Here is a 13,030-nt window from a genome sequence, read left to right on the forward strand (position 1 = left end):
TGCGCATGTACAAAGACCTGAAATTCCCCATCCTCATCGTTCACCGTGACATAAAGGCCGACACCGTTGCCGGTGAGCGAGTGCGCGGCATCGCTTCCGAACTGGAGCGCGACGGCTTCAATATCCTGCCTACAGCAAGCTCCAACGAGGGACGAATCGTCGCCTCCACGCACCATGGGCTGGCCTGCATTCTGGTTGCGGCAGAAGGCGCCGGTGACAATCAGCGCCTGCTGCACGACGTGGTGGAACTGATCCGCGTCGCTCGTCGCCGCGCGCCGCGTCTGCCGATCTTTGCACTGGGCGAGCAGATCACCATCGAGAATGCGCCTGCCGAGGCAATGGCCGATCTCAACGAGTTGCGTGGCCTGCTTTACCTGTACGAAGACACCGTTCCGTTTCTTGCGCGCCAGGTCGCCCGGGCCGCACGCGGTTATCTCGAGGATCTGCTGCCACCGTTTTTCAGCGCGCTGGTACGCCATACCGGCGAGTCGAACTATTCCTGGCATACGCCGGGACACGGTGGGGGCGTGGCCTACCGCAAGAGTCCGGTCGGCCAGGCGTTCCACCAGTTCTTCGGTGAAAACACCTTGCGCTCGGACCTGTCGGTTTCGGTACCCGAGCTTGGCTCGTTGCTCGATCACACCGGGCCGGTAGCGGCGGCGGAAGCCCGCGCCGCACGCAACTTTGGCGCTGATCACACGTTCTTCGTGATCAATGGCACTTCGACGGCGAACAAGATCGTCTGGCATTCGATGGTCGCACGAGACGATCTGGTGCTGGTGGATCGCAACTGCCACAAATCGATTCTGCACGCCATCATCATGACGGGCGCGATACCGCTGTACATGAGCCCGACGCGCAACGAGCTGGGCATCATCGGCCCGATTCCGCTGGAAGAATTCACCCGCGAGTCCATCCAGGCGAAGATCGCCGCCAACCCGCTGGCGCGTGGCCGGCCGCCGAAGGTCAAGCTGGCGGTGGTGACGAACTCGACCTACGACGGGCTCTGCTACAACGCCAACCTGATCAAGCGCACCCTGGCTGACAACGTAGAAGTGCTGCACTTCGACGAGGCCTGGTACGCCTACGCGGCATTCCACGAGTTCTATGACGGCCGCTACGGCATGGATACGCGGGAGCAGGGCCCGCTGGTGTTCACCACCCACTCGACGCACAAGCTGCTGGCAGCGTTCAGCCAGGCCTCGATGATCCATGTGCTCGACAGCCAGACACGGCAGCTCGACCGCGATCGCTTCAACGAAGCCTTCATGATGCACATCTCCACCTCGCCGCAGTACGGCATCCTCGCATCACTGGACGTGGCGTCGGCCATGATGGAAGGCCCGGCGGGACGCTCGTTGATTCAAGAGACGTTCGATGAGGCGCTGAGCTTTCGTCGGGCGCTGGCCAACCTGCGCCAGCACATCGATGCCGACGACTGGTGGTTCAGCATCTGGCAGCCACCACTGGTCGACGGCGCCGAGGCGCTGGTGACCCCGGACTGGCTTCTCGAGCCAACGGCTGACTGGCATGGCTTCGGCGATATCGCCGACGATTACGTACTGCTCGACCCAATCAAGGTCACGCTCGTCACTCCGGGCCTTACCGCATCCGGCGCACTGGGTGAAAGTGGCATACCGGCGGCGGTGGTCAGCAAGTTTCTCTGGGAACGTGGTCTGGTGGTGGAAAAAACCGGGCTGTATTCGATGCTGGTGCTGTTCTCCATGGGCATCACCAAGGGCAAGTGGAGCACTCTGCTGACCGAGTTGCTGGAGTTCAAGCGTCACTACGACGCCAATATCCCGCTGATCGATGCCCTGCCATCGATTGCGCGCGCCGGTGCAGCGGCCTATACGGGTATGGGGCTGCGTGATCTCTGCGATGCGCTGCATGCCTGTTATTGCGAAAACGCCACGGCGCGGGCCATGCGCAGGATGTACACGGCGTTGCCGGAGCCTGCGATGACTCCGGCCCAGGCCTATGACAAGCTGGTTCGCGGCGAGGTCGAAGCGGTGCCGATCGAGGCACTGCAGGGCCGGATCGCGGCGGTCATGCTGGTGCCGTATCCGCCGGGTATCCCGTTGATCATGCCGGGCGAACGCTTTACCGAAGAGACTCGCTCGATTCTCGATTACCTTCGTTTCGCCCGTGATTTCGCCGAGCGTTTCCCCGGGTTCGATGCCGACGTTCATGGCCTGCAACATGAGGCAGGCGCGGATGGATGTGTGTACACCGTCGACTGTATCCGCGAAGAATGATGCGTCGATGCTCGCCACCGTCTACAACGGCATGAACAGGTCGTCTGGCGGCGTGGTCTGTATCACATCGTCTGCATCGACATTCACTCGTCGTGGTGGCAGTTGTTATAGTTGCCCGCCGTCGTACGGGTTTGCCCGCCACGGCGCTCCCCATGCGCCCTTGCTGTCGAGGATGATAGCGTGACCGAATACAAAGCCTTCCGCGTAGAGTTGGCAGACAAGATTGCCCGCGTCGTGATCAATCGGCCTGAAAAGATCAATGCGATGGACGCTGCGTTCTGGTCGGAAATCATCGATATCTTCAACTGGATCGATGCAACCGACGAAGTACGCGTAGTCGTCCTCAGTGGCGCCGGTGACCACTTCTCTTCCGGTATAGACCTGCAGATGCTGGCTTCGGTCGGCAGCCAGCTTGGCAACGACGTCGGCCGCAATGCCGAGCAGCTGCGGCGCAAGATCCTCTCTCTGCAGGCATCGTTCAATGCCGTTGACAACTGCCGCAAGCCGGTCATAGCCGCGATTCAGGGTTACTGTCTGGGCGGCGCCATCGATCTGATCTCCGCTTGCGACATGCGTTACAGCACGGCGGACGCGAAATTCTCGATCAAGGAAATCGACATGGGCATGGCTGCCGATGTCGGCACCTTGCAGCGCCTACCTCGCATCATCGGCGACGGCATGATGCGCGAACTGGCCTTTACCGGCCGCACCATCAGCGGCGAGGAAGCGCGCAGCATCGGGCTGGTAAATCGCACCTATGCCGATCAGCAGACGCTGATGGACGCCGTTCTGGAGCTGGCCCGTGACATCGCCAGCAAATCACCGCTCGCCATTCGCGGCACCAAGGAGATGATCCGTTACATGCGCGATCACCGGGTCGACGATGGTCTCGAGTACATCGCCACCTGGAATGCGGCCATGCTGCAGTCGGCCGACATCAAGGTCGCCATCGCCGCTCATATGAGCAAACAGAAGCCGGACTTTGCCGACTGATGCGTCACCACACGTTTGCGCGGGAGGCGCACTAGGCATGGTTACTGGAGCTACTTCACTCGGTCTGGTACGTGACGAACTGTTCGCCACCATGGAAGAAGCCGAGCAGAGCCTCGAGCATTTCATCATCGACCGCAACAACGGCGGCCTGTTGCAGCAGGCCGTGGAGAACCTCAAGCAGGTGCGCGGTACGCTCAACCTCATCGAGCTGACCGGCGCCGAGTTGCTCGCGCAAGAAATACTGCAGCTGGCTACCGACATCCCGGTCGGCGCCGGCGAGGACCGCGACGTGCAACTCGCCGCGCTGAGCAACGCGCTCTACGTGCTGCGGCGTTATCTGGAAAGCGTCGATGCCAGCCGCCAGGAAATCCCCGAGCTGCTGCTTCCAGCCATCAACGCGCTGCGCCAGGCGTGCGCGCAGCCGCCGTTGCCGGAAAGTTTCTTTTTCAGCGTCCGGCTCGACCATGCCCGTCCTGCGTTGGACGTGCCGGTTCGTTCGGGAGCCGCGCCAGTTGCCGAGGCCCGGCGGCTGCGTCAGATGTATCAGGTCGGGTTGCTCGGCTTCATTCGTGAAGAGAATCTGCCAGCCAGCCTGAAACTCATGGGCCGCGCTTTGACGCGGCTGGATCATCTCTTCGTCGAGTCGCCAGGAGGTCGGCTGTGCTGGATCGGCAGCGCCGCTGTCGAATCGCAACTGGACGGCCAGCTATTGCCGCGCAAGTCGCGCAAGCAGCTGTTTTCCCGTCTGGACCGGGAACTCAAGCAGGTCATTGGCAACCCTGCATACGAGGCGCCACGCAGCCTGCTCAAAGAGCTGCTATACGTCGTCGCGCTGGCGGACACCCATGGGCCTATCGCCAGCCAGGTCCGTCAGGTGTTCTCGCTGGGTTCGCTGCCGTTCACCGACCACCTGCTGGAAGATGAATCCCAGCGCCTGGCCGGCCCGGGCCAGGCCGTCATGCGTTCGCTGTCCTCGGCGATCCGTGAGGAACTGGCGAGCCTGAAGGATCTGCTGGATCTAATCGAGCGAGATACCGCCCAGGCGGAAGCCTACTCGAACCTGCATAACCTGCTCGGGAAGATGGCCAAGACCCTCGGCATGGTTGGCCTTTCATCTGCGGCCAGCACGCTGCAGGCGCAGCTGGGCGACGTGTCTGGCTGGAGCCTGGAGCATGCGCCGGAACCGCATGTCATCCAGCGTCTCGCCGATGCCGTGCTGTATGTCGAAAGCATGGTCGCCAGCCTCGAGCGCGGCGATCGACGCGATACCAAGCCTCAGGTCGCCCGACCCGGAATGGAAGCGGAAGCCTTTGCCAATCACCAGCTCACCGAAGCGTGCATCGTGGTAATCGATGAGGCGACCGCAGGCCTGGCACTGGCCAAGCGGGCGATCACCGCTTATCTCGAGTCCAACGGGGAGAAATTGCACCTGGCCAACGTGCCGTTCAGCCTGCAGGCCGTGCGCGGCGGTCTGCGTTTCCTCGAGCAGGAACGTGCGGCGGACCTGATCGGCGCCTGCGCTGATTTCATTCAAAAGCACATGCTCGAATCGAACCAGATGCCCCCCGAGCAACTGCTGGAAACTCTGGCCGATGCGCTGACCAGCCTGGAGTACTACCTTGAAGGTGGTGCGGTATTGCGACGTGACGACTCGCGCGTGAGCGTGCTTGATCTGGCCAGCGAGAGCGTGCGCGCGCTGGGCATGCCGGTAGCCGCCTGATGAGCTTGCGCTGGCAGGCGGCGCTGCTCGATCCTTCGATGGCAGGAGGCTGGGCGGTGGTGCACTGCCGGCAGCAGTTTCTGCTCGATGGTAACGGTGCGCTCTTTCCGCGGGACTGGCTCAAGCGCCTGGATCTGCCGCTGCTCAGCGAACAGGGTCTGGGGCACTTCGACGGAGAGCCGGTGTTTCTTTTCGAACTGGACTTTCCGGCCGATGTACCAGGAGCGCGCTGGCAGGGCCTGCGCCAGTTCATGCAGGAGGACGATCGCGATCTGTTCCGGCTCCTCGGCTATGCCACGCAGATCGGTACCTGGGTCAGCCAGCATCGTTTCTGTGGCAGCTGTGGCTCGCCCATGCAGGCGCGAGCCGGTGAGCGTGCCATGTACTGTCCAGCCTGTGGAGTCCAGCACTACCCGCGGCTTTCACCGAGCATGATCGTCCTGGTCACCCGTGGAGATGAACTGTTGCTGGCGCGCTCACCGCGTTTCGCGGCTGGTGTCTACAGCACGCTGGCCGGTTATGTTGAGCCGGGTGAGTCGGTGGAGCAGTGCGTCGCACGCGAGGTAAGAGAAGAAGTCGGTGTGGCCATTCATGCGCCGCAGTACATCGCCAGCCAGGGCTGGCCGTTTCCCCATTCCCTCATGCTCGGGTTCCACGCGGAATATGCCGATGGCGATATCGTGCTGCAGCCAGAGGAAATCGAGGATGCCCGTTGGTTCGCCATCGACAACCTGCCGGCGTTGCCCGCGCGCCAATCCATCGCGCGCTATCTGATCGAGCTTTATCTGGCCCGTCGGCTAGGCCACCCCGAACCAGTGTTGCCAGGCTAGCCGCAGACTCATCGCCAGTACTACCAGAATGAATACCGGACGGATGAACCGCGAGCCACCGCGGATCGCCGTGCGCGCGCCGAAGTAGGCCCCTGCCATCAAGGCCAGCCCCATCCCAATGCCCAGCACCCAGGCGACGTGACCGCCGATTATGAATACTGCAAGCGCCATGGCATTGCTGACGAAATTCATCGTCCGCGCCATGCCGCTCGCTCTCAGCAGGTCGAGCGGGTAGAGCAGCATGCTGCTGACCGTCCAGAAGGCGCCGGTTCCCGGGCCGGCTACGCCGTCGTAAAAGCCCAGTGAAAGGCTCTGTGGCCATTGGCGTCTGCGGCCGATGGCCACTGCATCGCTGGCTGATCTGGCCGGCATATGGCTGAAGAGCAGATAGATCCCGCAGGCAGAAACCACCAGCGGCAATAGCTGGTTAAGCCAGCTTGCCGGCATGAACTGCGCGACTACTGCGCCAACTGCGGCGCCGATCGCCGTGCCTGTGAGCGCTCGTCGCCACAGGCCCGGCTCGAATAGTCGGCGGCGATAGAAGGTGTAGCTGGCTGTGGCCGAGCCGAATGTGGCGCACAGCTTGTTGGTGCCCAGCACGAGATGCGGTGGTAGGCCGGCAGTCAGCAGGGCAGGAATGGTCAACAACCCGCCGCCCCCGGCGATGGCGTCGATGAACCCGGCAGTGAAAGCTACGGCGAACAGAATCACCAACGTGGCAGGATCGAGCGCGAGCTCAAGTGCGAAGGGCATGCAGGCCTCAATAGGCAGAACGGAAGCGGAGGATAATGCGACTGGCCACGTCGGCGAAAGAGCTTGCTCGTATGACCGAGATCCACGTCCTGATAGACAAGTGTGTCAGCGCGTGATGGCCGTCCCATGCAGATGCTGGCTGCTCTGATTGCTCCTGCGGATAATGTCGCACCCAATTGAAAGGACGCATGGTTATGCAATATCTCGGGCTTGCGATCGTGATCGCACTGCTGGCTGTGATCGTATTGCTGGTCGCGCTGCGCTTGCTACTGGGGGGGCACTGGCTGATGGGATGGTTGCGCGGGACGTGCGGCTTTTTGGTTCTGTTGTTCGCCGGATTGATTGGCCTGATTGGCTATGACGTCAGCACCTACGCTGCGCTGCCTGACAAGAAGCCGCTGGTCACTGTGAGTTTCCATGCCCAGGGTCCGCAGCGTTACGAAGTCAGCCTGGAACAGGGCAACGAGACGCGAACGGTGATGCTGGAAGGCGATCTATGGCAGCTCGATCTCCATCTGCTTCGCTGGAAGAGCCTGGCTGAGCTAATAGGTCTGGAGTCAGGGTATCGACTGGAGCGACTTTCCGGACGATATCTCGCCGTGGAGCAACAGAACATCGCCCGCCATGGTCGCGTTGTACTGAGCGAGAACCTTCTGGGCGTGGATATATGGGACGCGCTTCAGCTCGAGCGCCGCGATCTGCACTTCCTTGAACCGCAAGTGCTTCGTGTCGAGTACATGCCGATCGCCGATGGGGCCGTCTATGCCGTGGAACTGGCGCCTACGGGGCTACTGGCGAAACCGGTGAATGCCGCTGCGACCGAGGCACTGAAGAACTGGTAAGCGTGGGCAGACAAAAAAGGGAGCCGCTTGGCTCCCTTTTTTGTGCGGCGAACGATCAGGCCAGATAACCACCGTCGACGTTCAGCGACACGCCGGTGGTGTAGCTGGACGCGTCGCTGGCCAGGTAGAGCACCGCACCGGCCATTTCGCTCGGCTGGGCGACCCGGCTCAACGGGATGTGCTGCAGTGCCATCTCCAGGATGGACTCGTTCTTGACCAGCGCTGAGGCGAATTTGGTATCGGTCAGGCCTGGCAGCAGGGCATTGCAGCGAATACCGAACTGCGCGCATTCCTTGGCGAAGGCCTTGGTCATGTTGATCACGGCGCCCTTGGTGATCGAGTAGATGCCCTGGAAGTTGCCGGGCGTTACCCCGTTGATGGAAGCGACGTTGATGATGCTGCCGCCGCCGTGTTCGCGCATCAGCTTGCCGGCTTCGATGGACATGTAGAAGTAGCCGCGGATATTCACGTCGACGGTTTTCTGGAAGGCCGAAACATCGGTATCCAGCACGTGGCAGAACTGGGGATTGGTCGCCGCATTGTTGACCAGAATATCGAGGCGGCCGAACTGTTCGCGGATCTGGGCAAACACTGACTGGATCTGTTCCATCTCGCCGATGTGACAGGCGACCGGGGTGGCCTTGCCGCCTTCAGCGATGATCGCGTCGGCTACCACCTGGCAGCCTTCGATCTTGCGGCTGGATACGATCACATGGGCGCCTTGCTGCGCGAGCAGTTTGGCGATGGCTTCGCCGATACCGCGGCTGGCGCCGGAAACGAAGGCGATCTTGCCGTCTAGGTCGAACAGGGTGGTCTTGGACATGGTCGTTCCTCTTTTCTTGTTCGGTCCTGTGGCGTGCCACAGGGTTAGGATAGCTTCAGAGCGTCGATTGCCCGATCACTTGCAGCGCCTTGTGTTCGAGCAACTTGTTCATGTGGATGAATGAGGCGAAACGCTGGTCCTGGGTCTGACCGTGATAGAAGCGGTAGTAGATCTGCTGAACGATTCCAGCCAGGCGAAACAGGCCATAGGTGTAGTAGAAATCGATGCAGGGAATCTCGATCCCGGCTCGTTGCGCGTAGTAATCGACGAAGCCCTGCCGGGTATGCATGCCGGGCAGATGACTCGGTTGGCGACGCATTGCCTGCATTGGCTGAGGATCAGCGGCTTCGATCCAGTAGGCCAGCGTATTGCCCAGATCCATCAGCGGATCGCCGATGGTGGTCATTTCCCAATCCAGTACGCCGATGATCTCCATCGGGTTGTCCGGGTTGAGGATGACGTTGTCGAAACGGTAGTCGTTGTGAATGATTCCCGGCTTAGGGTGATCCGCCGGCATCTTGTCCTTCAGCCAGGCCTTCACCGCCTCCCAGGCGGGCGCATCGGGGGTGATGGCGCGCTCGTAGCGCTCGCTCCAACCCTCGATCTGGCGCTTCACGTAACCTTCAGGCTTGCCCAGGTCGCCAAGGCCGCAGGCCTGATAGTCGACATTGTGCAGGTCGACGAACTTGTCGATGAAGCTCTCGCAGAGGGCACGGGTCTGGTCTTCATCGAGGCTCAGTTCCGGCGGCAGCTCCGAGCGCAGGATGATGCCGTTGACGCGCTCCATCACGTAGAACTCCGCGCCTATCACTGAATCATCGGTGCAGTACACGTACGCCTTCGGGCAGTAGGGAAAGCCTTCGTTGAGCTGATTGAGAATTCGAAATTCGCGGCCCATGTCGTGGGCTGATTTGGCTTTGTGTCCGAAGGGAGGGCGGCGCAAGACCAGATCGCGATCGGGGTACTGCAGCAGGTAGGTCAGATTCGATGCGCCGCCGGGAAACTGGGAAATCTGCGGTGTACCGTTCAGGCCAGGGATATGCGCCTTCAAGTATTGGTCGATGATATCGACCGGCAACTCCTCGCCTGCACGGACGCGGGTGGTTTGATCTGTAAGCGCCATTATTATCCCTTCTACTTATGTTCGGTGCCCAAGATGATTCAGTAATCTAATGCTCAAGGTTGCGTAGACCAAGCGATGCGCGCTGTTATTGGCCGGAGTGTTGCTGGTTAATCAAGCTCCCTGATTCGTCCGCGTATGAATCGCTGGCATAAAAAAACCGAAGTCTGAGACTTCGGTTCCTTTGCATCTCAGCAATCAGCTTTCGCCTCAGGCTGGGAACAGTTCGCTGAGCTTCATGGCCAGCATCATGTCGCCTTCGGCGCGCAGCTTGCCGGCCATGAAGGCCTGCATGCCGTCGGTTTCGCCGCTAACGATGCCCTGCATGGTTTCGCTGTCCATGATCAGAGTGACGTTGGCGTCGCTGGAATCGCCCTGCTGCAGATCGCAGGTACCATCCTTGACCACCAGGTAGTAGTTTTCGGCATCAGTGATGTTGAACTGGAAGACCAGATCCAGGCCGGCAGCGGCGCTGGGGTTGAACTTCGACTGCATGCCTTTGAAAGTTTCGGCGACGTTGCTCATGAGGGTTTCCTTTTTGGTCGTTATGGGTACACGCAGCTTTTGGCCGCTTGGGGCTGGGCTCATCTATGGGTGACGAGCTCCGGATTCTTCAGGAGTTGCAGGTGCGCATGGCTGTTGAACGAAGCCAGCGCGACATCCCGATCACGAAATTTCAACAGGCTGAGCGAGGTGTTGACGATCTGCCAGTTCATCTCGAACGCCTTGATCGGCGGCACGCCTATGATCAGTTGCAGCAGCGCGGTGATAGTTCCACCGGAGGTGAAGATGGCGATACGGTCGCGTTTGCCGGCTTGATCGAGAACGCGCTCAAGACCACCACGTACACGGTCGAGAAAGTGCTGCCAGCTCTCCAGGTCGTCCTTCTCATGTTCACCGGATATCCAGCGATGCACTACATGGGTGAACAGGCGCTGAAAGTCGGCACGATGATCGGCGGCGTTGCGCAGGATGTGCATCGCATTCGGCTCCACCTGGAGCAGGTCAGGAAGATGCGCGCGGATAACCGCATCGGCGTGAAACTCATTGAAGGCAGCATCGACTTCAAGCTCAGGCTGAGCGCCTAGCCTCGCCAGCGTGGCGCGGGCGGTATTCTGCTGGCGTTCCAGCTCGCCGCTCAGGCATCTATCGAAAGACACATCGAGTTGCGCCAGGTAGTCACCCAAGGCTTCGGACTGGCGATATCCCAGCGGGGACAGCACGTCGTAGTTTTCTGCGCCGAAAGACGCCTGACCATGCCTGATCAGGTAGATACTGCCCATGCTGCTGCTCCGGCCGGCACTGTTTTTCGCGAGGGTAGGGACATCGTTCGGGAGTGTCAACGATAATTCGAACGTTTGTTTGAATCGCTCGCGCTGGCTCAGGTACAGGCCCGCCGGTATGCTGGCGGCATGCCGCCGAAGGTAGTTTGTCGGCGATCGGAACTCATCGAGGGGGATACGTGGAATTTCTTGTCGACTATGCCAGCTTCCTGGCAAAGACCGTCACGTTGGTCGTGGCGATCGTGATCGTGCTCATCGCGCTGGCTTCGATGCGGCGGGGGCGCAGCAAACAGAGTGGTGGGCACCTCGAGGTGCACAAGCTCAACGAATTCTACAAATCCATGCGTGAGCGCCTGGAGCAGGCCGTAATGGAGAAGGACGCGTTCAAGGCATTGCGCAAGCGCGAAGCGAAGGCGGCCAAGCAGAACAGGAAGGCCGAGTCTCCAGCTCGAGTCTTCGTTCTCGATTTCGATGGCGATATTCGCGCGTCTGCAGTAGACAACCTGCGCCACGAGATCACCGCGCTGCTGACCATGGCGACGCCGCAGGATGAGGTGGTGTTGCGCCTGGAAAGTGGTGGCGGCATGGTCCATGGCTATGGCCTGGCTGCCTCGCAGCTGGTGCGCATTCGAGATGCCGGCGTGCCTCTGACCGTCTGTGTCGACAAGGTCGCAGCCAGCGGCGGCTACATGATGGCCTGTATCGGCAATCGCATTCTCACCGCACCGTTCGCCATTCTCGGTTCCATTGGCGTGGTGGCACAGCTGCCGAATGTGCATCGACTGCTGAAGAAGCACGATGTCGATTTCGAAGTGCTGACCGCTGGCGAGTACAAGCGCACGTTGACCGTGTTCGGCGAGAACACCGAGAAGGGCCGCGAGAAGTTCCAGGAAGACCTGGAGACGACCCACGAGCTGTTCAAGAACTTCGTCGCGCGTTACCGGCAGAACCTGTCGATAGATGACGTGGCGACGGGAGAGGTGTGGCTGGGCATTGCCGCGTTGGGCAAGCATCTGGCGGACGAACTCAAGACCAGCGATCAATATCTCGCCGAGCGCGCTCAGGAAGCGGAACTGTTCCAGTTGCATTACATACAGAAGAAAAGCCTGCCCGAGCGCTTCGGCATGGCGGCCAGTACGGTTATGGAGCACGGCTTGCTGAAAGGCTGGAGCCGGCTGAACGAACAACGTTTTTGGCAATGACAAGGGGAACCGCATGAGCAGCTTCAAGGCACTACAAGTCAGCGAGACGACCGAGGGTCGTTTCGAAACCCGTATCGTCGAACGTACTACCGACGAGCTGCCAGCCGGTGAGGTACTCATTCGGGTGCATTACTCCTCGCTGAACTTCAAGGATGCGCTATCGGCGAGCGGCAATCGCGGCGTGACCCGCTCATTTCCCCATACGCCAGGCATCGACGCCGCGGGTGTCGTGGCTTCGTCCAGCGTCGGTGAGTTCGCCGAAGGCGATGAGGTGATTGTCACGGGCTACGACCTGGGCATGAACACCGCCGGTGGCTTCGGCCAGTACATCCGCGTTCCGGCGGCCTGGGTGATCAAGCGCCCGCAGGGGCTTTCGTTGCGCGAGGCTATGATCCTCGGCACGGCCGGGCTGACCGCGGCCCTCTGCGTCGACAAGCTGGAACAGGCGGGTCTTGAGCCAGGCGAAGCGCCCGTGCTGGTCACTGGCGCGACGGGTGGCGTTGGCAGCATAGCGGTGGCGCTATTGGCCAGTCTTGGCTACAAGGTTGCGGCGGTCACGGGCAAGGCTGATCAGGCGGACTTCCTTACTCGCCTGGGGGCTAGCCAGATCGTCGAGCGCGCCGCACTGCAGGCTGGTGTGGAGAAAGCGTTGCTCAAGGAACAATGGGGCGGGGCGGTGGACACCGTTGGCGGAGACATCCTGTTCAACGTGGTGAAGTCGCTACAGCGCGGTGCCAGCGTGGCCTGTTGCGGGCTTACCGCCGGGACGCATTTCCAGGCCAGTGTTCTGCCGTTCATTCTTCGCGGCGTGAATCTGCTGGGTGTTGATTCGGTGGAGATCCCGCTGGTAGTCAAGGCTTCCATGTGGGACAAGCTATCGCTGCAGTGGAAGCTGGCCAATCTGGACGACCTCTCGCAGGAGGTCGGGCTGGAGGAGTTACCGACGGCGATCGAGCGCATTCTGGCCGGCGGCCAGGTGGGTCGAGTGCTGGTCCGCGTGGACTGAATTCCACGCGTGCTGGCTTATCGCCGCGATAGTGGCAATGAATTTCCTCGGTAGCGTTAATTGGCGGAATCTAGCGCCACTCCTGATCGCAACCGAGGAAATGGTTCATGAAGAAGCTTGCCGAAAAGATCAAACAGATCGCAGCCGGAAAAAAGGCCGATGTAGTTACCACGCCGGTCGAACACCCCAACTTCTGGATG

At 60.8% G+C, this 13,030-nt stretch carries 12 protein-coding genes; 7 read left to right on the forward strand and 5 right to left on the reverse strand.

Annotated features, from left to right (window positions below; translation table 11 throughout):
* Positions 1 to 5: 5 nt before the first annotated feature.
* From LLJ08_RS10005 to nudC, 4 genes are all read left to right on the forward strand, one after another.
* Entirely contained in the window at positions 6 to 2,258 is a 2,253-nt protein-coding gene (locus LLJ08_RS10005; protein WP_228208851.1) for an Orn/Lys/Arg family decarboxylase, read from the forward strand.
* 180 nt (positions 2,259 to 2,438) lie between these two features.
* Positions 2,439 to 3,251 (forward strand): crotonase/enoyl-CoA hydratase family protein, encoded by an 813-nt coding sequence (locus LLJ08_RS10010; RefSeq protein WP_102831848.1) that lies wholly within the window; start codon positions 2,439 to 2,441, stop codon positions 3,249 to 3,251.
* 37 nt (positions 3,252 to 3,288) lie between these two features.
* Positions 3,289 to 4,971: a FimL-related protein gene (locus LLJ08_RS10015; protein WP_228208852.1), complete on the forward strand. Its 1,683-nt coding sequence runs from the start codon at positions 3,289 to 3,291 to the stop codon at positions 4,969 to 4,971.
* Positions 4,971 to 5,801, forward strand: a complete 831-nt coding sequence (nudC, locus tag LLJ08_RS10020) for an NAD(+) diphosphatase (protein ID WP_228208853.1) — start codon at positions 4,971 to 4,973, stop codon at positions 5,799 to 5,801. Before LLJ08_RS10015 ends, nudC begins: the two co-directional genes overlap by 1 nt.
* Here the strand turns inward: nudC and LLJ08_RS10025 are convergent.
* Positions 5,769 to 6,554 (reverse strand): TSUP family transporter, encoded by a 786-nt coding sequence (locus LLJ08_RS10025; protein ID WP_228208854.1) that lies wholly within the window; start codon positions 6,552 to 6,554, stop codon positions 5,769 to 5,771. The two genes, nudC and LLJ08_RS10025, sit on opposite strands and share 33 nt — an antisense overlap.
* 194 nt (positions 6,555 to 6,748) lie before the next feature.
* Between LLJ08_RS10025 and LLJ08_RS10030 the strand changes: the two genes are divergently transcribed.
* Positions 6,749 to 7,396, forward strand: a complete 648-nt coding sequence (locus LLJ08_RS10030; protein WP_228208923.1) for a hypothetical protein — start codon at positions 6,749 to 6,751, stop codon at positions 7,394 to 7,396.
* Between the two features lie 55 nt (positions 7,397 to 7,451).
* On the opposite strand, the gene LLJ08_RS10035 is transcribed toward LLJ08_RS10030, so the two are convergent.
* From LLJ08_RS10035 to LLJ08_RS10050, 4 genes are all read right to left on the reverse strand, one after another.
* Positions 7,452 to 8,219 (reverse strand): SDR family oxidoreductase, encoded by a 768-nt coding sequence (locus LLJ08_RS10035; protein WP_228208855.1) that lies wholly within the window; start codon positions 8,217 to 8,219, stop codon positions 7,452 to 7,454.
* A 55-nt stretch (positions 8,220 to 8,274) separates the two neighbouring features.
* The gene (locus LLJ08_RS10040) at positions 8,275 to 9,342 is read right to left on the reverse strand and encodes a phosphotransferase family protein (protein WP_046618973.1); all 1,068 of its coding nucleotides are present in this window, start codon (positions 9,340 to 9,342) and stop codon (positions 8,275 to 8,277) included.
* Positions 9,343 to 9,549: 207 nt separating this feature from the next.
* Positions 9,550 to 9,864, reverse strand: coding sequence for an SCP2 sterol-binding domain-containing protein (locus LLJ08_RS10045; RefSeq protein WP_014820131.1), 315 nt, complete (start codon positions 9,862 to 9,864; stop codon positions 9,550 to 9,552).
* Positions 9,865 to 9,923: 59 nt separating this feature from the next.
* Positions 9,924 to 10,622 carry a histidine phosphatase family protein gene (locus LLJ08_RS10050; protein ID WP_041013727.1) on the reverse strand — a complete coding sequence of 233 codons (699 nt, stop codon included), beginning with the start codon at positions 10,620 to 10,622 and terminating at the stop codon, positions 9,924 to 9,926.
* A gap of 179 nt (positions 10,623 to 10,801) precedes the next feature.
* Here LLJ08_RS10050 and sohB point away from each other — a divergent pair, with 179 nt between their 5' ends.
* Entirely contained in the window at positions 10,802 to 11,824 is a 1,023-nt protein-coding gene (sohB, locus tag LLJ08_RS10055) for a protease SohB (RefSeq protein WP_041013728.1), read from the forward strand.
* 13 nt (positions 11,825 to 11,837) lie between these two features.
* The gene (locus LLJ08_RS10060) at positions 11,838 to 12,830 is read left to right on the forward strand and encodes a YhdH/YhfP family quinone oxidoreductase (protein WP_014820134.1); all 993 of its coding nucleotides are present in this window, start codon (positions 11,838 to 11,840) and stop codon (positions 12,828 to 12,830) included.
* Positions 12,831 to 13,030: the final 200 nt, after the last annotated feature.

The sequence above is a fragment of the Stutzerimonas chloritidismutans genome, from assembly GCF_020783375.1.
Lineage (GTDB): Bacteria > Pseudomonadota > Gammaproteobacteria > Pseudomonadales > Pseudomonadaceae > Stutzerimonas > Stutzerimonas kunmingensis.

Bases quoted from the DNA above. Each gene is read 5' to 3' on its own strand.
- LLJ08_RS10045 (WP_014820131.1), bottom strand. From the start codon at position 9,864: ATGAGCAACGTCGCCGAAACTTTCAAAGGCATGCAGTCGAAGTTCAAC.
- LLJ08_RS10060 (WP_014820134.1), top strand. From the start codon at position 11,838: ATGAGCAGCTTCAAGGCACTACAAGTCAGCGAGACGACCGAGGGTCGT.
- LLJ08_RS10035 (WP_228208855.1), bottom strand. From the start codon at position 8,219: ATGTCCAAGACCACCCTGTTCGACCTAGACGGCAAGATCGCCTTCGTT.
- LLJ08_RS10005 (WP_228208851.1), top strand. From the start codon at position 6: ATGTACAAAGACCTGAAATTCCCCATCCTCATCGTTCACCGTGACATA.
- LLJ08_RS10040 (WP_046618973.1), bottom strand. From the start codon at position 9,342: ATGGCGCTTACAGATCAAACCACCCGCGTCCGTGCAGGCGAGGAGTTG.
- LLJ08_RS10025 (WP_228208854.1), bottom strand. From the start codon at position 6,554: ATGCCCTTCGCACTTGAGCTCGCGCTCGATCCTGCCACGTTGGTGATT.
- LLJ08_RS10030 (WP_228208923.1), top strand. From the start codon at position 6,749: ATGCAATATCTCGGGCTTGCGATCGTGATCGCACTGCTGGCTGTGATC.
- LLJ08_RS10015 (WP_228208852.1), top strand. From the start codon at position 3,289: ATGGTTACTGGAGCTACTTCACTCGGTCTGGTACGTGACGAACTGTTC.
- LLJ08_RS10050 (WP_041013727.1), bottom strand. From the start codon at position 10,622: ATGGGCAGTATCTACCTGATCAGGCATGGTCAGGCGTCTTTCGGCGCA.
- nudC (WP_228208853.1), top strand. From the start codon at position 4,971: ATGAGCTTGCGCTGGCAGGCGGCGCTGCTCGATCCTTCGATGGCAGGA.